This is a genomic window from Thermodesulfobacteriota bacterium, assembly GCA_040753795.1.
Classification (GTDB): domain Bacteria; phylum Desulfobacterota; class Desulfobacteria; order Desulfobacterales; family Desulfosudaceae; genus JBFMDX01.
Window position 1 is genome coordinate 24,049 of record JBFMDX010000009.1, and the last position, 22,117, is coordinate 46,165.

Annotated in this window: 20 protein-coding genes; 14 read left to right on the forward strand and 6 right to left on the reverse strand. The window is 58.0% G+C overall.

Annotated elements, in window-relative coordinates; translation table 11 throughout:
• Positions 1 to 95: 95 nt before the first annotated feature.
• Positions 96 to 542: a DUF6756 family protein gene (locus AB1724_11860; GenBank protein MEW6078501.1), complete on the reverse strand. Its 447-nt coding sequence runs from the start codon at positions 540 to 542 to the stop codon at positions 96 to 98.
• A gap of 36 nt (positions 543 to 578) precedes the next feature.
• Entirely contained in the window at positions 579 to 1,661 is a 1,083-nt protein-coding gene (locus AB1724_11865; protein MEW6078502.1) for a DUF763 domain-containing protein, read from the reverse strand.
• Between the two features lie 219 nt (positions 1,662 to 1,880).
• Between AB1724_11865 and AB1724_11870 the strand changes: the two genes are divergently transcribed.
• The 12 genes from AB1724_11870 (at position 1,881) to dinB (ending at position 13,548) form a co-directional block, all read left to right on the forward strand.
• Positions 1,881 to 3,557 carry a radical SAM protein gene (locus AB1724_11870; protein MEW6078503.1) on the forward strand — a complete coding sequence of 559 codons (1,677 nt, stop codon included), beginning with the start codon at positions 1,881 to 1,883 and terminating at the stop codon, positions 3,555 to 3,557.
• A 52-nt stretch (positions 3,558 to 3,609) separates the two neighbouring features.
• Complete coding sequence (locus AB1724_11875; protein MEW6078504.1) at positions 3,610 to 4,458, forward strand: 3-hydroxybutyryl-CoA dehydrogenase; 849 nt, start codon at positions 3,610 to 3,612, stop codon at positions 4,456 to 4,458.
• A gap of 146 nt (positions 4,459 to 4,604) precedes the next feature.
• A complete protein-coding gene (locus AB1724_11880; protein MEW6078505.1) occupies positions 4,605 to 5,024 on the forward strand; it encodes a DUF3795 domain-containing protein in 420 nt (139 codons plus the stop codon).
• An 11-nt stretch (positions 5,025 to 5,035) separates the two neighbouring features.
• A complete protein-coding gene (locus tag AB1724_11885) occupies positions 5,036 to 5,395 on the forward strand; it encodes a hypothetical protein (GenBank protein ID MEW6078506.1) in 360 nt (119 codons plus the stop codon).
• Between the two features lie 25 nt (positions 5,396 to 5,420).
• Complete coding sequence (locus AB1724_11890; protein MEW6078507.1) at positions 5,421 to 6,077, forward strand: M15 family metallopeptidase; 657 nt, start codon at positions 5,421 to 5,423, stop codon at positions 6,075 to 6,077.
• 61 nt (positions 6,078 to 6,138) lie between these two features.
• Complete coding sequence (locus AB1724_11895; protein MEW6078508.1) at positions 6,139 to 6,939, forward strand: penicillin-binding transpeptidase domain-containing protein; 801 nt, start codon at positions 6,139 to 6,141, stop codon at positions 6,937 to 6,939.
• Positions 6,940 to 6,973: 34 nt separating this feature from the next.
• Positions 6,974 to 7,306 (forward strand): hypothetical protein, encoded by a 333-nt coding sequence (locus tag AB1724_11900; GenBank protein MEW6078509.1) that lies wholly within the window; start codon positions 6,974 to 6,976, stop codon positions 7,304 to 7,306.
• Positions 7,307 to 7,327: 21 nt separating this feature from the next.
• Complete coding sequence (locus AB1724_11905) at positions 7,328 to 8,095, forward strand: acyl-CoA dehydratase activase (protein MEW6078510.1); 768 nt, start codon at positions 7,328 to 7,330, stop codon at positions 8,093 to 8,095.
• 179 nt (positions 8,096 to 8,274) lie between these two features.
• Positions 8,275 to 9,930, forward strand: coding sequence for a phosphoglucomutase (alpha-D-glucose-1,6-bisphosphate-dependent) (gene pgm / locus AB1724_11910; protein MEW6078511.1), 1,656 nt, complete (start codon positions 8,275 to 8,277; stop codon positions 9,928 to 9,930).
• A 63-nt stretch (positions 9,931 to 9,993) separates the two neighbouring features.
• Positions 9,994 to 11,313, forward strand: a complete 1,320-nt coding sequence (locus tag AB1724_11915) for an HD domain-containing phosphohydrolase (protein ID MEW6078512.1) — start codon at positions 9,994 to 9,996, stop codon at positions 11,311 to 11,313.
• A gap of 11 nt (positions 11,314 to 11,324) precedes the next feature.
• Positions 11,325 to 12,386: an AI-2E family transporter gene (locus tag AB1724_11920; protein MEW6078513.1), complete on the forward strand. Its 1,062-nt coding sequence runs from the start codon at positions 11,325 to 11,327 to the stop codon at positions 12,384 to 12,386.
• 7 nt (positions 12,387 to 12,393) lie between these two features.
• The gene (gene dinB / locus AB1724_11925) at positions 12,394 to 13,548 is read left to right on the forward strand and encodes a DNA polymerase IV (GenBank protein MEW6078514.1); all 1,155 of its coding nucleotides are present in this window, start codon (positions 12,394 to 12,396) and stop codon (positions 13,546 to 13,548) included.
• 63 nt (positions 13,549 to 13,611) lie between these two features.
• On the opposite strand, the gene AB1724_11930 is transcribed toward dinB, so the two are convergent.
• Both AB1724_11930 and AB1724_11935 read right to left on the reverse strand, forming a co-directional pair.
• Complete coding sequence (locus AB1724_11930; protein MEW6078515.1) at positions 13,612 to 13,917, reverse strand: ArsR family transcriptional regulator; 306 nt, start codon at positions 13,915 to 13,917, stop codon at positions 13,612 to 13,614.
• The gene (locus tag AB1724_11935) at positions 13,914 to 15,371 is read right to left on the reverse strand and encodes a coniferyl aldehyde dehydrogenase (GenBank protein MEW6078516.1); all 1,458 of its coding nucleotides are present in this window, start codon (positions 15,369 to 15,371) and stop codon (positions 13,914 to 13,916) included. The genes AB1724_11930 and AB1724_11935 overlap by 4 nt, the downstream gene beginning before the upstream one ends.
• 287 nt (positions 15,372 to 15,658) lie before the next feature.
• On the opposite strand from AB1724_11935, the gene AB1724_11940 reads away from it, so the two are divergent.
• A complete protein-coding gene (locus AB1724_11940; protein ID MEW6078517.1) occupies positions 15,659 to 17,248 on the forward strand; it encodes an MmgE/PrpD family protein in 1,590 nt (529 codons plus the stop codon).
• A 116-nt stretch (positions 17,249 to 17,364) separates the two neighbouring features.
• The gene (locus tag AB1724_11945) at positions 17,365 to 18,486 is read left to right on the forward strand and encodes an FAD-dependent oxidoreductase (GenBank protein MEW6078518.1); all 1,122 of its coding nucleotides are present in this window, start codon (positions 17,365 to 17,367) and stop codon (positions 18,484 to 18,486) included.
• A 93-nt stretch (positions 18,487 to 18,579) separates the two neighbouring features.
• On the opposite strand, the gene AB1724_11950 is transcribed toward AB1724_11945, so the two are convergent.
• Both AB1724_11950 and AB1724_11955 read right to left on the reverse strand, forming a co-directional pair.
• Positions 18,580 to 19,713: a hypothetical protein gene (locus AB1724_11950; protein ID MEW6078519.1), complete on the reverse strand. Its 1,134-nt coding sequence runs from the start codon at positions 19,711 to 19,713 to the stop codon at positions 18,580 to 18,582.
• Positions 19,714 to 19,744: 31 nt separating this feature from the next.
• The gene (locus AB1724_11955) at positions 19,745 to 22,093 is read right to left on the reverse strand and encodes a pyruvate formate lyase family protein (GenBank protein MEW6078520.1); all 2,349 of its coding nucleotides are present in this window, start codon (positions 22,091 to 22,093) and stop codon (positions 19,745 to 19,747) included.
• Between the last annotated feature and the right edge of the window lie 24 nt (positions 22,094 to 22,117).

The following is a 22,117-nucleotide window of genomic DNA, read 5'->3' on the forward strand; positions in this document are numbered from 1 at the left end:
CGTTATTTATATCAGCGCCGGTCCAGGGTGTCAATGGCCTTCAGGGTCGCTGCCGTATCCGCCGCGTATCCTCTATCTTGATTCGTTACCCGCCGCTACTCGCTGATGGCGTCAAGCCGGGAAAGAGCCGCGGCGCCGGTAGCGAACATCAGGTGTCGCGGATTCTCGACAAACATCCAGCCCAGTTTTTTATCCGCCACGGCATAGGCGGGAATGAACGGGCAGGCATGGATGAGGCGCGAGGCCGCCTCGGGAAGGGCGTCATACACGCCTTCCTGTTCACCGATAGGAACAAACCAGACCTTCTTGCCCTCGTTGGGACAAAGTTCGGGTAGAAGCAGGTGCGGTTGCCGCAGCCTTCGGCTGTCGGAAGCGTACCGGAAACACTCCCACCAGGAGGCGGTTCTGGCGTCGGCCAGAAAGTGCCGCTTCACGTCTTGAAGCACCTTATGCTCGCGATGCTCGTCCAGACGCCGGAACCGGTCACTGCCCAGGCCGATCTGCCTGGCGACGGTTCTGATTTCCTTGTGAATGGTCCACATTGGTCCGTCCGCTATCGTATCGGTGCAGCCACGGATTCAGCCTGCGCGCTGAAACTCCGCCAGCCGCCTTAAAGCCTTCACCTTTTCCGTATAGTCGATTTTGCCTTTGTCCAGGGCCTTGCGCAACACCTCAATGGACAGATCATAGCTCTTCCGGTCAACGGGATAGGGGGTTCCATCCTTGCCGCCGTGCGCGAAGGAATAGCGGGCCGGGTCACGAAAACTCGGTCTGGCGCCGTAAACGATATCGGCAATCAGCGACAGCGCCCGGATGGTTTTGGGTCCCACCCCCTCCAGTCCCAGCAGCCCGGCGAAATCCGCAGGCTGGCCTTCATAGACTTTTAAAAACGTTTTTTCCAGATACTTAGGATTGATGTCCCTGGAACGGTTGATCCAGTGATCGGCCGTCATGTCCAGCGTAAGAATTTTGTTTAGTTCCGTCAGCAGCTTTTCCGGCTGCTCGCGGGAAATCTGGCAGGAGACCTCGCGGCACGGCTCGCTTTCCCCGGCGACCAGGTTCAGCGTGGCCGCTTTTTGCTGGGCGCACACGGCGGCATGGGGTTCGTTGACAAAACTGGTCACGCCGGCACCAAGCCAGTGATACCGGCGGGCGTAATGATTGGCGTCATTCATGCCCTGCTGGACGACGCACCATTTGTTGGTCCGGGTGAAGAAAAACCCGTGGTGATACAGATGATAACCGTCCTGAACCGCCGCCGAATCGACTTTGGCGGACATGCGGCTGGCATACACCAGCGCATCCGGGGAAATGGAGGAGATTTTTTCCGCCCAGCCTGCTATCTCCGCCGGGGTTTTCCGGGATGTGGCGCCTTTTCCGCCGGCGGCAAAAAAACCCAGTTCTTTTTCCATGCCCCTGATACCCTCCTTGACGGCCCCGCACACGGTGGTGGTCACGCCGCTGGAATGCCAGTCAAAACCCAGCACGCAGCCGAAACACTGGAACCAGAATGGATCGGAGAGCTTGTTGAGCACCTCCTCGGGCCCGAACTCGTAGGTGATGAATCTGACGATTTCACCGGCCAGCTTCCGCATGCGGTTAAAGAGCCAGGCCGGCGCTTTGCCGCCGTGAAGGGGAAGGTTGGCGATACCGGTACGCATATCGTGTTGATCGTTAGGGGGTTTTAAACCATACCCGGATCCGCATGGAATCAAGTATAATGAAAAAATTCCATTCCCGCCATATTTTCAGGGTGCCCTCGACAATTTGACAGACCCCGGCGGCCCTGATATGAAACAATGATAATAACGGGTTCATTATGCGCCGGGCCTTGCCCGGCCAGGACGCTATCGTCAGTGCCCGTACCGGCGATTTCGTTTATGAAGATTCTTCTGGTATATCCCTGCTTTCTTGACAACCGGATGGACGCGACCGACATCAGCGCCGTTCCCATGGGCCTTTACTATCTTGGCGCCCTGCTGTCCGAGCACGGACATTCGGTTCAACTGTTGAATATGTTCGCGCCCGGCACTCCGGCCGACAACATGGATACGTTTGTAAACGATTTCAAACCGGATATCGTCGGGTTCTCGATTGTTCACGCCAACCGCTGGGGCGGCATCGACATGGCCGGCCGGGTCAAAACAATCGACCCGGCCATTGTCACCGTGTTCGGGGGCGTCGGCGCCACCTTTTTATGGCGTCACCTGCTGGACCATTTTCCCCAGATCGACTATGTGGTGGTCGGTGAAGGCGAATACGCCTTTCTGGGCCTGGCAGAATCACTGGCCGGCGGCGGGAAACAATCCCTGTCCGGCATAAAAGGACTGGCTTATAGAAAAGACGGGGAAATCGTTCATACCGGCCCGCCGGTATTGATAGAAGACCTGGACCGCCTGCCCAACCCGGCCCGCTATTTCTCCTATCAGCATGTGGCCATCAGCCGGGGGTGCCCGCAAAACTGCACCTTCTGCGGTTCACCGGCCTTCTGGGGCCGACGGGTGCGGTTTCATTCCGCGGACTATTTTGTGCGGCAGCTCCGTTTGCTGTATGAAAAAGGGGTCCGTTTTTTTTATGTTTCCGACGACACTTTTACCTTGAAAAAAGATCTCGCCATAACCGTCTGCCGGACCATTGTCGCGGAAAAACTGCCCATCACCTGGGCGGCCATTTCCCGGGTTGATCTGGTGGACGCGGAAATCCTTTCCTGGATGCGGCGGGCCGGCTGCATCCAGATCAGCTACGGCGTGGAAAGCGGATCCGAAGCCATCCGCGGCGTTTTAGACAAACGCATTTCCCGGACGCGAATCATAGAGGCATTTGAGCAAACCATGCGCCACGGCATTCTGGCCCGGGCCTATTTTATTTACGGTTCTCCGGGGGAAAACGACGACACCATTGAGGCCTCCCTGGACCTGATCGAAGAGATAAAACCGCTGAGCGTCGTTTTCTACATGCTCACCCTTTTCCCGGGAACCGCCCTTTATCGCGATTACCTGGAAAGGACCGGCCGGACCGATGAGATCTGGATGCGGCGGATGGAAGATATCCCTTATTTTGAAACCGACGCCAGCCTGTCCCGATCGGCGGTAATGGAATTCGGTCGACGGTTGCGGACCTTCTTTTATGAGCGCCTGCCGGATTTCGCACGGGCCTGCTCCCTGACGGAAGACCCCTGTCTTTCCCCCGGCCAGGCCGATTTTTACTCCCGACTGGCCATGACCTTTACCCATGGCGATTACGCCGCCAATCCCCATATCCAGGACAAGCCGGGACTGGCTGAGGAACTCTACCGCCGAGCGCTGTCGTACCACCCGGACCACCGGGCCTTTCTGGGCCTGGGCATGCTTTACCAGCAGCAGAACGACAGCCGGGCTTCCGCCGATATATTAACCCGGGGCCTTGACTGTTTTCCCGACAGCGAGCCCCTGACCCTCTGCCTGGGGACATCTTATCTTAACCTGGACCGAATCGACCGGGCCAGGGAGTGCTTCAACCGGTTTCCGGATTCTCCCCAGGCGCGGCGCTATATTGAAGAATGTGATCGACTGGCATAAGAAACAAAAGTATTTTGTAACCGCCGTAACGGCAACTAATGTGAGGTGAACAATGGAAATCAGGACTTTCGGCGTCATCGGCGCCGGACAGATGGGCAATGGCATCGCCCAGGTCGCCGCCATGAGCGGCTTGAACATCATTATGCACGACATCGAAGAACGGTTTGTCAAAAAAGGATTGGACACCATCACCGCCAACCTTAAAAAATCAGTGGAAAAAGGGAAACTGGCCCAGGAGGTCATGGATGCGACGCTGAAAAGAATCGAAACATCCATTGATCTGAAAAACATGGCCCGGGCGGATTTCGTGGTCGAAGCCGCCACCGAGAACGAAACCCTCAAACTCAATATCTTCCGGGAACTGGATAAAATCTGCGGCAAAGGCGTTATCCTGGCGACCAACACCTCATCGATTCCTATCGGCAGAATCGCCGCCTGCACTTCCCGTCCGGAGCTGGTGATTGGCATGCATTTCATGAACCCGGTGCCGGTCATGAAGCTGGTGGAAGTCATCCGGGGCCTGGCCACGTCGGACGAGACATTTAAAACCACCTGGGATCTTTCGATAAAATTCGGAAAAACGCCGGCTGAAGCCAATGACTATCCGGGATTTATCGCCAACCGGATCCTGCTGCCCATGATCAACGAGGCCGTTTTCTGCCTGTATCATGGCGTCGGCACCCGGGAAAGCATCGATACCGTCATGAAGCTGGGCATGAACCACCCCATGGGGCCCCTGGCCCTGGCCGACCTGATCGGCCTGGACACCTGCCTGGCGATAATGGAAACCCTGTATAACGGGTTCAAGGATTCCAAATACCGGCCCTGCCCCCTGTTAAGAAAATATGTGGAGGCCGGCTGGCTGGGCCGGAAGACGGGCAGGGGTTTTTATACATATTAAGAAAAAGCCGGGGGTCTTTTTTGCGCTGCCTTTAGACGAACTCACGCCGCGGGGAACGACCACCTTTCACGAGGGATTCCGGACGGAAAGCTGACCGGAGGTCTGACCGTCGGACTGATACTTTTTTACACCAACCGGAGGGAAAAATGGATTACAGGCAAATGACCGCGCCGTGCGGCCTGGACTGTTTTAACTGCATCTGCTATCTGGCCGGTGACAACCCTGATTTGAAACCCGTTATCGCCGCCGCCTTCAACATCTCCAGCGAGGAAGCGGAAAAAGTGGTCTGCCGGGGCTGCCGCAACCATGGCGGCAACATTCCCTTTCTTCCCGTGAAATGCCGCGTTTATCCCTGCGTGGAAAGCAGAAACATTTCCTTCTGCTGCGACTGCCCGGACTTCCCCTGCGACCTGCTTCACCCTTACGCGGATAAAGCCGCAAAAGTACCCCACAACACCAAGGTATTCAATTTATGCCTGATCAAAAAAATGGGGCTGGAAGAATGGGCAAAAGATAAAGCCGGATCCGTCAAAGAGACCTATTTTAATAAAAAATGGACGCTTTAAGGAGACCGATCGTGAAACAGGCCATCATTATTATCGTTTTAGTTATTGCGGGCTATTTTGCCTATCAGCATTTTTTCGCCGGGTCATCGGATGATGTTGCCGTGGAAGAAGAGGCTGCGGTCGAAAGCGACGCGTCCGCCATTGAACAGCCGCCGCCCATACCCGAAAGCTGTAAGATGCTGGCTGGAAATCTTGAAAACGCCATTTATGGAAACATTAAAGGCCAGACGTCCTTTGCCCAACGCAACACCGCCTACCGCAAGTTCCACTCCTGCTTAAGCGACGCCGGCTTTACGGATCCGCAGATAAACGGAGCGGCGGCTGAAATCGAAGCGCGCGCGAAGCGGTATGCCGGCCAGGACGGCGGATAACGCGGCCGCGCCGGGTTTATGTTCGATGAAGAAGACGGTCCCCAGACTACCGGCGGTACTTATCATTTTTGCCGTCCTTCCGGCGGCGGGGGTTATCTATTTCTATTTTTTCGATCAGTTCTGGACCCATCTGGATCTGACCGGAGCGAACCACCTGAGGGAATATGCTTCGGACAGCATCCGCGGATATCGCGGCCAACAGATCCTGGTCCATCGGGATTTTCTGGAGCCCATGCGGCGGCTGGACGGATATGCCCGGGCAACCGGGGTAAAAATTTTGGTGGTTCACAGCTTCCGTCATCCCGAGGCCGTATTAACAGACGCCAAAGTCGTGCCGGGGAAGCGATCCAACCATCTGGCCGGTCATGCCGTAGACATCAATGTACGCAGCGGCCTGTGGCTTTACATGTTTGAAGATATGAAAAAAACGTCTCTTCCGGATCAGCCTTCTCCGGTACAGGATTTTATCCGGCTTATCCGTGAGGATCCCGGGATGCGTTGGGGCGGCGACTTTGAGGATGAGGATCCCGTTCATATTGACGACGGCCTGAATCTTGCTGATTATCAGCAATGGCAGCAACACGCCGAGGCGTGCGCCCGGGATGTCATGTCCGCCCCGCCGAAGTGGAAACGCCGGGTTCATCTCCTGCTCGACCACTGGACAAACGGCATATTCCGGTAGATTTAATGCTGCGATAATAATGTAGGGACAGCCTTCAAGCCGCCCGTGGGGAGATTAGACTTTGAAACCATTTCCAGCGATAGCGGTTACCATCGTCTTCAGTCTGTTGGCCTGCGGACCGAACCTTCGCCCGACTGACGACATCGCCGCTCGGGCCTTTGCCGGTCGCGACGGCGCCCTGGTCATCATTGACTGCGCCACGGGCGCGGTCAATGACTTCCGGCCGGCGGCTTCCGGCGAAAAGCTTCCCCCCTGCTCGACCTTCAAGATCTGGAACACCCTTATCGGCCTTGAGTCCGGGATCATTTCATCCCCCGACCAGGACTTTTATCGATGGGACGGGGTGACCCGCTCTTTACCGGACTGGGACCGGGATCTTACCCTGAAGGAGGCCTTCCGGGTCTCCTGCGTGCCCGCTTTTCAGGATCTGGCCAGGAGGATCGGTCCCGACGTCATGCGGTCCTGGCTGGACCGGATCGGTTATGGCGACCGGGACATGTCGGCCGGGGTCGACTGTTTCTGGCTTCCGGTCAGGGGACGAAAGACCATTCTGATTTCACCCCTGGAGCAGGCCCGGCTGATCGACCGTCTGGTGTCGAAAAAGCTGCCTTTCGGAGAAAGATCCCTGGCCGTACTCCGGGACGTCATGATGGTCCGGAAGACCGATCGCGGAACACTTTTTGGCAAGACCGGCTCCGGGGCTGACGATTCCGGAAAATACACGCTGGGCTGGTTCGTGGGGTATATCGAAGCCGGCGGGGAAACCCATGCTTTCGCCGGCACGGTCAAAGGTGATAATGTCATGGGCAAAGACGCCCGGGGCGTGGTAGAAAGCGTTTTTGAACGACAGGGCCTTCTATAAATTTTGATTGTTTCCGGAAAAGGAGACGCTGAAAATGACCGACGATATCATCCGGACAGACGCCATCGCCATCAACGAGGTCCAATTGATCCTGGCCGAGAAACGCACCTCCCTGGCGGTGATGCGGACAGGTATCGCGGTGTTGGCCCTGCCCCTGTCGGTCATGAGCGTTCTGATCGCCACTTCAAGATATTACAGCGTTCTGAATGTGCTGCATCTTCTCCTCCCCCTGGCCCTGATCAACCTGGCGCTGATCATCATCGGCGTTTACCTGATTTTCCGCTCCATCAGGCGCATGCGGCGCCATGACCGCCTTATTCACGAAATCAAGCTCAAACACAGCCTCATCAAAGATTTTCTGGATTAACTCATAAAACGAGGGAGAAAAATGATCACGGTCGGCATTGATATCGGCTCCATCACCACCAAGATCGCCGTGATGGACGGGAACAGGCTGGTTTATACCGATGTGGACTTCAGCGGCTACGACATGAATCTGGCCTGGCGGAATATCTACACGAAGATGCTGGGAAAAACCGGAAAAAAGGAGGCCGATATCGCCGCTGTCGTGTCCACCGGATACGGCCGGAAAAGCGTGGTCATCGCCGGCCGGCAGATCACCGAGATCTCCTGCCACGCGGCCGGGGCGCGCTATTTCTTCCCCAAAGTGCGGTCGGTCATCGATATCGGCGGTCAGGACAGCAAATGCATCAAGATCGGCGAAACCGGTGAGGTATCGGACTTTGTCATGAACGACAAGTGCGCGGCCGGAACCGGTCGGTTTCTGGAGGTCATGGCCCGGGCCCTGCAGGTAAACCTGACCGATTTTGCCGCCATGGCCGGCAAGGCGAAGAAACCCGTGATTATCAGCAGCATGTGCACGGTCTTTGCCGAATCCGAGGTCATCTCCATGATCGCCCGGGGAGAAAGCCGGGAGGACATCATCGCCGGCATTCACGATTCCATTGCCTCGCGCCTGGCCTCCATGATGCACCGGACCGGCGTGGCTGAGCCGGTGGTCATGACCGGCGGGGTGTCCAAAAACGCCGGCATGCGGACGGCCATTGAGAAACGGATGGGGGTCAAGCTCCAGGTGCCGGAAGAGGCCCAGTCCTGCGGGGCCATCGGAGCGGCGATATTAGCAGCTAAAAAATAAAGGGGGAAAAAGGTGTCATGCTTTATTCGGCCGAATTCAGCATAACAGTTTTCAGGCATTAATGAATTAAGTATGGTATTCCCCTTGACTCTCCGGCCCTTCCCTGCTATAAATAACTGATGTAAAACAGATTTTTTTGATTACCCGTCTTCCGTCAACCCCATGATCGCGAGGCACACATGACTCTTCACGAACTGGCGGGCAAGCCGGCGCCCGCGTCCATACTGGAAAATATCCCCCGACTGATAACCGCATACTACACCCGCAGGCCCGTCCCGTCCGATCCGGCCCAGCAGGTGGCCTTCGGCACCTCCGGCCACCGGGGCACGTCGACCAACGGCAGCTTCAATGAAGACCATATCCTGGCCATCTCCCGGGCCATCTGCGAATACCGCCAGGCCGGCAACATCACCGGCCCGCTGTTTCTGGGGATCGACACCCACGCCCTGTCCGAACCGGCCATGGCCACGGCCCTGGAGGTTTTTGCCGCCGAAGGCGTGGTCGTCATGATCGATCACAACCTGGGGTATACGCCGACCCCGGTCATTTCCCACGCCATTCTGACCTACAACAACCGCAAGGACCGGCGGGGGAAGGCCGACGGCGTCGTGGTCACCCCGTCGCACAACCCGCCCAAAGACGGCGGCTTCAAGTACAACCCGCCCCACGGCGGACCGGCGGACAGCGCCGCCACCGCCGCCATCGCCGACCGGGCCAATGCCCTCCTTTCAATCGGAACCGGCAGCATCCGGCGCGTTCCCTTTGAAAAGGCCATCAAGGCCGAAACCACCGTCCGCTACGACTACATCACCCCGTACGTGGCCGACCTGGCCAATGTCATCGATATGCCGGCCATCGCCGCCGCGGGACTGAAAATCGGGGTGGACCCGCTGGGCGGCTCGACCGTGGGGTTCTGGCAGCCCATGGCTGAAAAATACGGCCTTTCCCTGGAGCTGGTCAGCGACCGCACGGACCCGGCCTTTTCCTTCATGACCGTGGACAAGGACGGCAAGATCCGCATGGACTGCTCGTCCGCCTGCGCCATGCAGCGGCTGCTCGGGCTCAAAGACAAATTTGACATCGCTTTCGGCAACGATCCGGACGGCGACCGCCACGGCATCGTGACAAAAAGCGCCGGCCTGCTCAACCCCAACCATTACCTGTCGGTAGCCATCTGGTACCTGTTCCAGAACCGGCCCGGGTGGCGCCCGGACGCGGCCGTGGGCAAGACTCTGGTGTCCACCTCCATGATCGACCGGATCGCCGCCCACCTGAAACGGCCCCTTTCCGAGGTACCCGTGGGCTTTAAATGGTTCGTGGAAGGGCTGGTCGACGGCTCCTTCGGGTTCGGCGGCGAGGAGAGCGCCGGGGCCTCTTTTTTACGAAAAGACGGCACGGCCTGGACCACGGACAAGGACGGCATCATCATGGACCTATTGTCCGCCGAGATCATGGCCCGGACCGGCAAGGACCCGGGCGAGATCTACCGGGACCTGGAGGAAAAGTTCGGCTGCTGCGTGTACGAACGGATGGACGCCCCCGCCGACGCCCGGGAAAAGAAAATTTTGTCCAACCTGTCCCGGGAGGCCATCACCGACAATACCCTGGCCGGAGAGCCCATCCGGGAAGTGCTGACCCGGACGCCCTACAAAAATTCGCCCATCGGCGGCCTCAAAGTGACGGCGGAAAACGGCTGGTTCGCCGCCCGACCCTCCGGCACGGAAGACATATACAAAATCTACGCCGAAAGCTTCAGGGGCAAAGACCACTTAAAACAGATCCAGCAGGAAGCCCGGGAGATCGTCGGCCGTGCTTTGAAAGCCGGCGCCAAATAAGCCGTGACAGGGCCGCGCTTATAGTTCGGACAAAGGCATTTTTCTATAGCACGGAGAAAAAAGATGATAAAAAACCGGTCTCTGCATCTGATGCTCATCACGCGGCTGGCGGCGGTGACCCTGATCGTTTCCGTGCTGGTCGCCATTCTGGTCGTCGGTAAAGAACGGGAACGCGTTTTCCAGAAGGCCAGGGAAAAAGCCCTGATGCGGACCGGCATGCTGCGAATGCTGATTCTGGAGAATCTCGATGCCCCGAACCTGGGCAGCCACGAAGCCATTCGAAAGATGGTCAAATCCATGGCCTACCAGGGGTCCGACCTTGATGTCGGCCGCTATGTGTTCGCCCGGATCATCGATGCCTCGTTTACGGAGGTAGCCAGAGTCGTCAACGAAAACCATGATCAGATCAACGATCTGGTGCAATATATCGAATCCGGACAACACCGGATCCCCGCCGGCGTCAGCCGGCCGGAAATGACCTGGGTCCGGGTTGGATCCCGACGATATGTTTACGCCATGGTGCCCTTTGCCAACAGCCGCGGCGACATCGCGGCTTATGTGGAGGGTTTTTACGCTTCCACGGAGCAGGAGGACCGCGCCGCCTTCCGGAACCTGCTTCAGGCTCTGGCCATTGCCATCGGAACGGTCCTGGCGACTTCCCTGCTGCTTTATCCCCTGATTGTCCAGCTTCTGCGCCGGGTGGAGCGGCTCTCCCTGCGGCTGCTGGATGCCAACATGGAAATGCTCCGCGTCATCGGCAGCACCATTGCCAAGCGGGACAGCGACACCGATATCCATAATTTCCGGGTAACGATCTACGCGGTGCGGATTGCCGAAGCCATGGGGTTGGACGCTTCGATGATACGCACCCTCATCAAAGGCGCCTTTCTCCACGATGTCGGCAAAATCGGTATCCGGGATAATATCCTCCTTAAACCCGGAAAACTGGATGAAAATGAATTCACGGAAATGAAGAAACATGTTCATCACGGCAGAGACATCATCAACCGTTCTTCATGGCTCAAGGATGCCTTGCCCGTAGTCGAGAGCCACCACGAAAAGTTTGAAGGCCAGGGCTATCCGGATGGTCTGATCGGGACGGACATCCCCATCCTGGCGCGGATTTTCGCCATCGCGGACGTGTTCGACGCCCTCACCTCCCACCGCCCGTACAAAAGCCCCCTGTCCTTTGAAGATACCATCGATATTCTCATCAAGGGGCGGACCATTCATTTTGATCCCGAGGTTCTCGATGTGTTCATCGGCATTGCCAAGCCGCTATACGACACTTATGGAAACAGAGACGACGATACGCCCCGGTATGATCTGGATGAGATCGTCAAACGCTATTTCAGAGCCGATATTGCCGCATATTTAGATTAAGAGGGAACAACATGGCTGAAAAACACCAGCTTCTGCTCGAGCGGATCGCGGTCGTTACCTTTTTTCTGCTGATCGCCATTGCCTGTTTTAAAATTATCCTTCCCTTTTTAGGGCCCATCCTGTGGTCGGTCATCATCGTCGTGGCCACCTGGCCCCTGTATCTCCGGCTCAAGAACAAGCTGGGCTCCCGCTCGAAGCTGGCCACGCTGATCATGACCATCGCTCTGTCGCTGGTTCTGGTTCTTCCCCTGGTGATTCTGACGGTGTCGCTGTCGGAGCAGATCAGCAATACCAGAGACGTCATCAAGGACCTGTCTCAAGTCACCCTGCCGGAAAACCCGCCCGCCTGGATCAGTAAGATCCCCATCATCAGCACCCGGCTTGAAAAACTCTGGCATGAGGCCAGCACCGATATGCATGGGCTGGTGGAGCAGATCCGCCCTCAAATCCGGCAAGTCACCGCCTGGCTGCTGGCCCAGGGCGCTCATCTGGGTCTGGTGCTGCTCCAGTTTGTTCTGGTGCTGGTGATATCGGCGGTATTATACGGCAGCGGCGAAGCCATGGCCGGCCAATGCCGGAAACTGGCCGTCCGCCTGGGAGGAGACGGGGGCTTGAGTTCGCTGGAGGCGGCGACTCAAACCATCAAAAAGGTTTCCCTGGGGGTGATCTGCACGGCCGCCATCCAGGCGATATTGAGCGGTTTCGGGTTCTGGCTGGCCAGTGTGCCCGGTTGGGTGCTGCTGACCTTCTTCTGCTTCTTCCTGGCCATGTTACAGGTCGGCACCGGCCTGATCTGGATACCGGTGTCCGTGTGGCTTTTCTACCAGGATGCCAACGGCTGGGCGATTTTCACTATTGCCTGGGGCATTTTCATCAACATCGGCGACAATTTCATCAAGCCCCTGCTGATCAGCCACGGCGGCAAATTGCCCATCGCGCTGATTTTCCTGGGCGTCATCGGCGGCCTGCTGACCTGGGGCTTTATCGGTATTTTCCTGGGGCCGACCCTGCTGGCCATCGGTTATAACCTGCTGCATCTGTGGCTGGAACAGGAACCGGGCACGTCGCCTTGAAATTTTTATGATTCTTCACATCGACATGGACGCATTTTTCGCGTCCGTTGAACAGCTCGACAACCCCGGCCTCCGGAGCCGCTGCGTGCTGGTAGGCAAAGGTTCCGGCCGGGGGGTGGTGGCGGCCGCCAGCTACGAGGCCAGAAAGTACGGCGTCCAATCGGCCATGCCCGTGACCCGGGCCCTGCGGCTCTGCCCGGCCGCCGTCGTGATATCCCCCCGCATGGAACGCTACAAAGAGGTTTCCGAACAGGTCATGAATATCCTGTCGACCATCTCTCCTTTGGTGGAGCAGGTTTCCATCGATGAAGCTTATATCGATATTTCCGGGTGCCAACGCCTGCTCGGAACGCCGGAAGCCATCGCCCGGGCAATTAAAGACAAAGTCCGCGGCGCCATCGGCATCACCTGTTCGGTGGGCGGCGCGCCCTTGAAATTTCTGGCCAAGATCGCCTCGGACATGAACAAGCCCGACGGCCTGACCATCATTTCCCCGGAAACCATGCTCCGGTTCATCGAAACCCTGGCGATTGAAAAAGTACCGGGCGTGGGTCAGGTCACCCGCGACCTGCTTGCTCTGCTGGGCATCAAAACCCTGGGCGACGTGGCCCGCTGCCCCGAGGATCTGCTGATGAAAAAAATGGGCAAGTTCGGAGCGCGTCTGATCGCCCTGTCCCATGGCAAAGATGACGCCGCGGTGGTGCCATGGAGCCAGGCCAAGTCGGTCAGCACGGAAACCACCCTGTCCCGGGACACGACCGATCCGGTCCTTCTCAAACAGCACCTGCTGCGCCAATCCGCCCGGATCTGCCGGGAACTCCTGGATCTTGATGCCAAGGCCCGGGTGCTGTTCATCAAGATCAAGTACGCCGACTTTTCGGAAACCAGCCGACAGATCACCCTGGACCCGGCCATCGCGTCATCGGACGCCATTTATCAGCAAGCCGTGTCCCTTCTGGAAAAGCAGAAGCTTCCCAAAAAGGTACGGCTGATCGGCGTGGGGCTGACAGGCCTTGTCTTTAAAACCACCGGTGTCCAGATGGAACTGTTTAACCCGGACAACCGCCGGCAGAACCGCTGGGAAAAGGTGGATCGCTCGGTTTCGGCCATCACCGAAAAGTTTGGGGAAAACGCCATCAAGCGCGGCTCGCTGACCGAATAGTCATTGTAATTAATGCCAACCGCTTTACCTGTCTTTTGGCTTTATTGTTTTTCCCGCCAAGGATCAGGCAGGGGGTACCTTTATAGTAAACATCGGATGGCGGATACGAGTGCTTCTGCACAGCGGGCATTTCCCTGGCTTTTTAATTCTTGTCCGGTCTTTAAAAACAAAGCCGCAATCAGCGCACTTCGGCGGAATGATCGTGAGCAATCCGGAACGGCCGATCTGGTCCAGATGATCGGAGATTTCCTTTTCAGATTTTCCGACCTCCTTTGAAATGGCCCCGACAGGCAGCACCTGTCCGTCAAGCAGCTTTATTATAGCCTGCCGGACCGTTTCGGTTCTCGCCTGGGGAATCGGTTCTTTCACCGCAGCATGATTTTATAGATCAGCCTGTGTATCCACCGGCCGTATGGCGGATAAATCAATTTGCCGCTGTTGAATTTCGGTTTGAACAGCACCCCTTTTTCCTTGGAATACGTGAGAAATCCGGCATGTCCGTGATATTGTCCCATGCCGGAGTGACCGATGCCGCCGAAGGGCATGTCCTCCTGGGTCACATGAACGATAACGTCGTTGATCACGACCCCGCCGGAATGGGTGTGTTTGATGATGAACTCGGCATTCTCCCGGTTATAATCAAAAAAATAAAGGGCCAGGGGCCGCGGCCGTTCGTTGACGTATTGGGCGGCGCCGGCCAGCGACTGGTAGGGAATGACCGGTAAAACCGGACCGAAAATCTCCTTTTGAAGAAGGGCCATTTCGTCCGTTGCTTTCAGCACCAGATGAACCGGCATTTTGCGAGAACCGGAAAAGTCCTCGTTGGCCGGATTGACGACGATAATCTCGGCCCCTTTTTCCCTGGCGTCCCGGAGCAGTTCCAGCAGGTGCCGGTACTGCTGGTCGTTTTCGACGCTGGTGTAATCCGGGTTGTTCTTCAGGGAAGGGTACATGCGGCCGACCGACTCGCGAAAAGCCGCCACGAATTCATCGATGCGGTGCTCCGGGCAGAGCACGTAATCGGGCGATACGCAGGTTTGACCGGAGTTGAGCATTTTCCCCCAGGCGATGCGCTCGGCGGCGTCCTTCATGGGCACCTCCCGGCTGATGATGGCCGGCGATTTTCCGCCCAGTTCCAGGGTCACCGGCGTGAGATTGTCCGCCGCGGCCCGCATGACTTCTTTTCCGGCCGCCGTGGAACCGGTGAACATCATGTGGTCCCACGGCCGGGACGTAAAGTCGCTGCCGGAAACATCGTCACCCGTGAACAGGGCCACCAGGTCCTCGTTGAACGTTTCAGCGATAAGCCGCTTCATGACCTCGGCCGTTTTCGGAGTACACCGGCTCATGCGCAGGATGGCCCGGTTTCCAGCGGACAGAGCGCAGATCAGCGGTCCCATGGAGAGATAGACCGGATAATTCCAGGGCGCGATGATGCCGACCACACCCAGGGGCTGATAATAGACAAGTGACGAAGCCGGCAGGTACAGCAGGGAAGTCCGGCGCCGGGAGGGCTTCATCCATTTTTTCACGTGGCGAATGGTGTATTTTATACTTTCAATAGTGGAGACCAGTTCGGCCAGCAGGGTCTCATCCCGGCAGCGGGCCCCGAAATCGGCGTTCAGCGCCCCGACAATATCCTCTTTACACACAACCAGGCTCTTCTTCAGCCGCGCCAAGTGAGCGATACGCTCCTCCGCGGACGGACAGGGATTCTTTAAAAAAGCGGTTTTCTGAAACTGAAATGTTTTTTCAAAGTCGGATTTGGTTGCCTGGATATCGGAAGACGCGATTGCTTCGGAATTGATCGTGGGTTGCGGCATGATTGTCCCCCCGCCTGTCGAATGGAACGTTAAGATATGGTTTGGATTTGAAAAATCATTGACGATAAAATTCAGGAGGTTAATTATATCTCACAAATGGCGGATGAAGTCAAGTTTGTTGTCGCTGTTGCGGATAATCGGAATATCGGAATGCCCCGGGCGACATTGACACCTGCTGCCGGGGCAGGTACCATCAAAAATATTATATGAACCGTCTTCCCTTTCGTCATTCCGGCAAACATCCTAACCCAAATGGCGCTTCATGCAAGCAGCAGGAGGTGAAAACAGTGGCAACATTGATCGAACAGATAGCCGAGTGGGCCATCGGGCTTCAGGAAACGGATATCCCCGAACGCGTTAAAGCCAAGGCCCGCCTGCAGCAAATGTCCGTCATCGCGGCCATTGCCGCCAGCGCCCGCCATGACATCGGCCTTAAAATTCTGGCCGGGCTGAAGCGGTGGGCGTCATCGGGCAAGTGCACCCTCCTGCCGGCGGGCAAACGGGTGGATCTGTTGGCCGCGATCTACGGCAACGCCGCCCTGAGCCTGGCCCTGGATTATGACGACTACCTTTTATTCGGCCATACCGGCCACAGCGCCGTGTGCGTCTCCCTGGCAGTGGCCGAGCAGGAGGAGCGAACGACGGCCGAAGCCCTGACCGCCCAGATCATCGCCAACGAAATCGAAGGCCGGCTGGGCGCCGCCATCGTCATCGGCCCGCACAACGGCCAGACCTGGTCGCCGATTCACCTGGCCGGATCGGCCGCGGCCGCTTCCCGGCTGATGGGTCTGGATGCCCGGCAAACGGCCCATGCCCTGGCCATTGCCCTGTATCAGCCGCCCTACCTGCTCTTTCCCGGCTTCATGGGCCCGGACTCAAAAGCCACCACCGCGGCCACGCCGGCCGTGACCGGGGTCCAGGCTGCCCTGCTGGCGGCGGCCGGAGCGACAGGGCCGTTGAGCCTTCTGGAACACCCCCAGGGTTTTCTGAAGCGCTTTAGCTTTGTGGACACCTCGTTTTTCATCTCCGGTTTCGGACGCGCCTGGGTCACCGACACCCTGGCATATAAGATTTATCCCGGCTGTGCCTATATCGACACCACCGTGGACGCCGTGCTGGCTCTGCGTCAGGAATACGAAAAAACGGCAGGCAAGGCCTTGATGCCGGAAGAGGTGACGGACGTGCGGGTGGACGCCACTCTCCTGACCGTGGAAATGGACCTGCTCAGCCGCACGGGCGGCTCGTTTGACCCCTTAAATCCGGTCTCCATCAATTTTTCCATTCCCGGAAACATTTCGCTGGCGCTGTTAAACGGCCGTCTGACCACCGATGACCTGTCCGAAGCGTCTCTGCGCGCCAACGCCGGCCGCATACTGGAGCTGTCCGCGAAAGTCCGGTTGCGCCATGACTGGCAATTGACCCTGGATCTGATGGCGGCCATGGACCGGACGCTGAATCTGCGAAAAGCGGTCCGGCAGATCGGGTGGCGACGACTGCTGGCTGCCCGCAATCAGATCCGGGGAAATTATAATCATCCGATCGGCCTTTCCCGGGATGATTTTCGCCAGTACGCCGGTATTCTTTTCAAAATCGCGTTAAAACTTCCGAAGAAACTCCTTAAGAAAAGTCCCGCAACCCCTTTCTCCCTCGCAGGGCATCGCCCCTATGATCTGGGCGACTGCGCCCTGGAACAATTCACCATGCCTTTCGCCAGCCGCGTTACAATCCGCACTCGTGACGGACAAATCCTGACCCGCTGCCAGGCCCTCCCTCTTGGCGGCCCGGGCCGGGACTGGCATGAAACCTTCCGGCTGGTGGAGGAAAAACTGACCCGGGAAACCGGCGCTGCCTTCGCGGGTCAGTCCCTGGAAACATGACCGGCGGATGCGGCGCAGGAAAAAGGCGGCGGTCTGGTCCGGAATTTTCTGGAAAAGTGGATTGTTACCGGATAATAATCATCATATTCATTCAGACAACACATGGGGGGAATATCATGAAACAGATCACCATCGTGGGCGCGGGCCTTTCAGGCTTGACCGCGGCCATCATCCTGGCCCGCCGGGGATATGCCGTCACCGTCCTGGAGCAGAAAAAAGCCGTCGGCGGCGCCTCTCTCCACGCCTCTGCCGTCAGCGGGTCCGACGTCTGCTTCGCGGACATGACGCCCCTGGATATTGAGGCCATGAGCCGTTATCTGGGTTTTCCCCTTTCTTCTTCCGGGGATCCCCGCTCCGCGACCTTCTGCAATCCCCTGCCGATGTTGCGATTCCGCATGTTCGGCAAGAAAATGGACCTGGCCCTTCCGGATGATGTCCACATGAAGATGGTTGAGCGCGGACAGCGGCCCTCGTCTCTGGACATGGTTCTTTACCGCCTGGCCGTGGAAAGCGGGGTGAATTTCTCCTTTGACACCCCCATCCGCACCCGCCAGGATTTCAGCGGTCTTCCGCCCGACGCCATCATTGCCACGGGCATGTTCCGCCACGCCTTTGACGCCCTGGACATCCCCTACAGCCGAGCTTACGGATATTTTGCCGGAGGTCCGGCGCCCGAAGGCCGCAGCCCCTTCTGCGTGGCCTATTACCACGAGCTCACGCAGGACTATGCCTATTACGCCTCGGCCAACGGCGTCGGCGCCGCCGTCCTCTTTCAGCGGGGCAGACCCCTTTCGGTGGAAGCCTTGGAGTGGTTTCCCCGGCAGCTTCAGGAGGACGAAGCACTTTCCTTTCCCCAATGGAACATGATCGAAAACCTGGTGGGCACCCCCACCGGCACCCTGTTCAACCCTCGGCTTTTCTCCGGCCGTCTCATCCTCACGGGCACCCTGGCCGGCATGCAGGACCCCCTCATGGTCCTGGGCGTGCATGGCGCCCTGGTCTCCGGGAAGATCGCGGCCATGGCCGTGCAGGACCGGGCCGGGGCAGCGGCGGAATTCCGTCGGATGAACCGGTGGTGGCGTCTGGCCTACCTGACCCGTCGCCTGCTGTGGGCCACTCACCCCTGGGGTCCCCGGCGACTGGTTCCGCTGGTGCTGGGAATTCAGCCGCGAATCGACCAGCGCTACCTGTGGCTGCTCAATCCGGCGGTACCCGGCTGGATGCGCCTGCCGAAATAACAGGATCGGATGCGAAAAAACATGGGATACTTTGATGGTTGGTTTTCGAAGTGGCTGCTCCGCATGATTAGGGTATCCTCAACCAAAAGAATTCTAAAATTGTTCGTTTAACCCGCAACTAAGACCGGCCGAAGAGACCCCGCCTAAATAATAGTCCGGATTATCGAGAAATTTCTGGAAAAGGACGACGAAAGCGAGGGCGCTCTGGGTCATCAGTGATTTGTCCTGATAGAGCTTTTTGAGTTGGGCCTCGCGCAAATTTTTGTCGCCATGGTCAAAGTAGTTGGTGAGGAACCCGTCGAGGGGGTGGGTGGAAGAGGTCATGGTCACGCAATCAATCCCCCCGGTTACCGTGTATTTTATCGTTTTGAGAACCAATTCGCGCTGTTCCTGTTTGTCGGGCAGATGATACATGAAAATATGCAGCACAATCCGCTGGGCCTCATACATACAGGCTTTAGCCAGCGCATCGAAGAGGCGTTTGGCGCAGTCGTCCAGCGGAATGCGGCGTTGCCGGATCAGTGAGAGGATGACCGTGCTTTTGAAGAGGCGGTAAAGACGGTCAGCGCCATTAAGGGGGGATTCGGGCGGGTGCGGTTCCGTCGGCTGGTAACCTTGATAGTGCTTTTCGAAGAGGATCTTGAATATCGTTTCGTGGAATCGATCGACCGGCAGACGGTCGAAAACGTCGATGCGCAGGTCGAGCACGTTGTCGAGGCCGTCGGCGAGTTTGGCCCGCAAGATCTCCGGGGTCTGCACGGCATGGTCGAGCAAACGGCCCATGTAGTTGAAATAGGTTTCCCCGGGCCGACGGGTCAGCCAGTCGAGTCGCTCCATCAGGAACCATTCTGCATTGGGATCGATCCGTTTCAAAAGCGAGTGGAAACGGGCTTCCAATTCGGCCGTGTCCGGCAGATCCTCTCTTTTGTCATGGACCAACTCGGTGAGAATCTCCAGGAATTGGGGCTTACCGCGGGCGCGCACCAGAATGGCGGCCGCACGGAGGGGATGGAGAACGGCAAGCGAGCCGAGGCGCCGTCGTCTTCCCTGATAGGCTGCGTCAAGATAGTCCAGCACATCAAGCAGCACGACCTGCTCCCTCTCGGGCAGCGGCTGCCGGTCGAGGATGAGGGCCAGGCAGTTGGGCCATTTGCCCTGGGTTGCGCCGAGCAGATAGTTCAGGCCGGACGAAAGGCTGATAAACTCGTTCAAATCGTATAAGTGCATCTGAAAATCCTCCTCATACTGAATACCTTATTTAAACCGTGTTGAAGCTCCGGGCGATGATCTCGTCCTTCATCTGCGGGGAAAGATCGTTAAAGTAGGCGGAATAGCCGGAAACGCGCACCAGCAGATAGGGATGAAGGCCGGGGTTGTCCCTGGCCTCCAGCAGGGTTTTCGGGTCGAGCATGTTGGCCTGGACCTGCATGCCGCCGCGGTCAAAGTAAACCCGCAAAATGCTGCCCAGGGCGTTTTGCCCGGCCTCGTCCTTCATGTTCATGGCATTAAACTTGATGTTGAAATTGATGCCGTTGGTCACGCGAGTGAAATCCAGACGGTTCATGGAGTTGACCAGGGCCGTGGGGCCCCGGCGGTCCATGCCGTTTTCCGGGGCCAGGCCCGAGGCAAAGGGTTCTCCCCGGCGCCGGCCGTTGGGCAGGGCACCCACGAATTTCGCAAAATGAATATGGGTGGTGTTGGAATAGATACCCGCGGTGTAAGGGCCGCCGCGGGTGTTGCTGCCCAGAGCGGTAACGGCCTCGACGTAATCGTCCAGCACAAACCGCGTCCATTGATCCGCGGCCGGGTCGTCGTTGCCGAACTTCTCCAGGCGACGAAGCGTCACGCGGATCTTATCATCGGTCAGACCACCGCGCAGTTGCTCTACCAGGGCCGTCAGGGTCATGGATCGGTCGATGAACACGACCTTTTCAAGCGCATAAAGTGAATCACCCACCGTGGTCATGCCCACCCCTTGAATCCCGGAAAAATTGTAGACCGCGCCGCCGGCGGTGGAACATTTTCCTTTTTCAAGACAACCGTCGATGAGCAGGCTGGTCAGGGGCGTGGGATGGAAGGCGGCATGGGCTTTTTCAATGGCCTGGAGGTCGGCCCAGAGTTTGCCCAGCTGGCGCCGGAGCTGGATCCGATAGGCCGCGGTCACGTCCGCCATCGACTTCATTTGCGAGACCGGCGGCGTTTTGGCGCCGATGCGTTTGCGGGAGCCGAAGCATCGGCCTTCATTCAAGGCCAGTTCCAGGGCCAGGGGCAGGTTAAGGATGGCGGCGTCGGTGGATCCCAGGGTCTTGGCCTGGGAGGTGGGCTCCACGCACCCGATGGCCACGTAGTTACGGGCGTCGGCCAGGGAATAGCCGGCCTTGAGCATGGCGTCGATGATCGTTTCATCATTATAGAGGGCAGGCGCACTGCCGTTGCCGGTGGTCACCCGGACGATCCGGTCGAAAAATTCCCGGGGCGTGTTTTTGTGAACCCGGATGTGGGAATTGGGCTGGCGCAGGCGCAGCTCGTCCATGAGTTCTAAAAGGATAAAACTCAAGTCGTTGGTGACGTCTTCGCCATTCTCGTCCAGGCCACCGATGGTGACCACCTGGTAGCTGGTCATGCCGCCCAGGGTCCTGACCAGAATGTCCGGAAACGCCGGCACGGTTTCGTTGAGCTTGATACAGAAGGCGGCCAGGATTTCCTTGGCCTGGTCACGGGTCAGGCAGCCTGCGGCCAGGTCCTTCTGATAATAGGGAAAGAGAATCCGGTCCACCCGGCCCAGGCAGAGGCTTTCGCCCATGCTCTCCTGGAACAGGGCGATATGGGTCAGCAGCATGGACTGGACCGCCTCGAAAAAGGTCCGGGCGCCGAGACGGGGAACCTGCCGGCAGGCGTTGGCAATGCGCTCCAGGTCGGCTTTACGTCCGGAGTCGGGCTCGGTCCCGGCCTTGCTTGCGGCCAGGGCCGCGTAGCGGTCGGCCAAGGCGGTCAGGCCGTCGGCGGCGATCCCGGCGGCCCGGTAGAAATCCCGCTGCGCCTGCGCGGTTGCCTTTTCCTGAACCGCCTGCAGGTCTTTTATGTATCCTTCCAGACCGACGGCCAGTAACTTTTCATGGTTCGGCGTCAGATGGGAGATGCCGCCGGTCTCATAGATCTGATACTGATCGGCCTTCATCTGGCCCCGTAGAAACGCCAGCCGCTTTCCGGCACCGTCAAAGGCCTGCCAGGGGATACACCGGGTCACCCAGAAAGGAATGATGGCGAAAAGCTTCCAGCGGTCGGCGGGCGTGCTTTCCAGGGGGTTGACCGGCCGCCGGTGAAACCGAAAAATCTCCGCCAGCGCGCTTAAGCCGTGAGACTCGGGATAGATGATGCCGCCCACGCGACGGGAGGTGTAGTTGCCGGCCAGGATTTCATCCGGGAAGATGGCAATACTTTTGTTTTCCAGCACGTGGCGCACGGCCCCGGCGATCTGAACGGCCATGGGGTCGGTCCGAACGGCTTTTTCCTTAAAATATTCCGTCCAGAGCAGGGCCCGCTCCGGGCAGACGCCCGGCACGGCGGATTGCACTGCTTCCTTTAAACGTTGGATACGATTGCTCATGGGTTTGTTCCTTGAATCATGGCG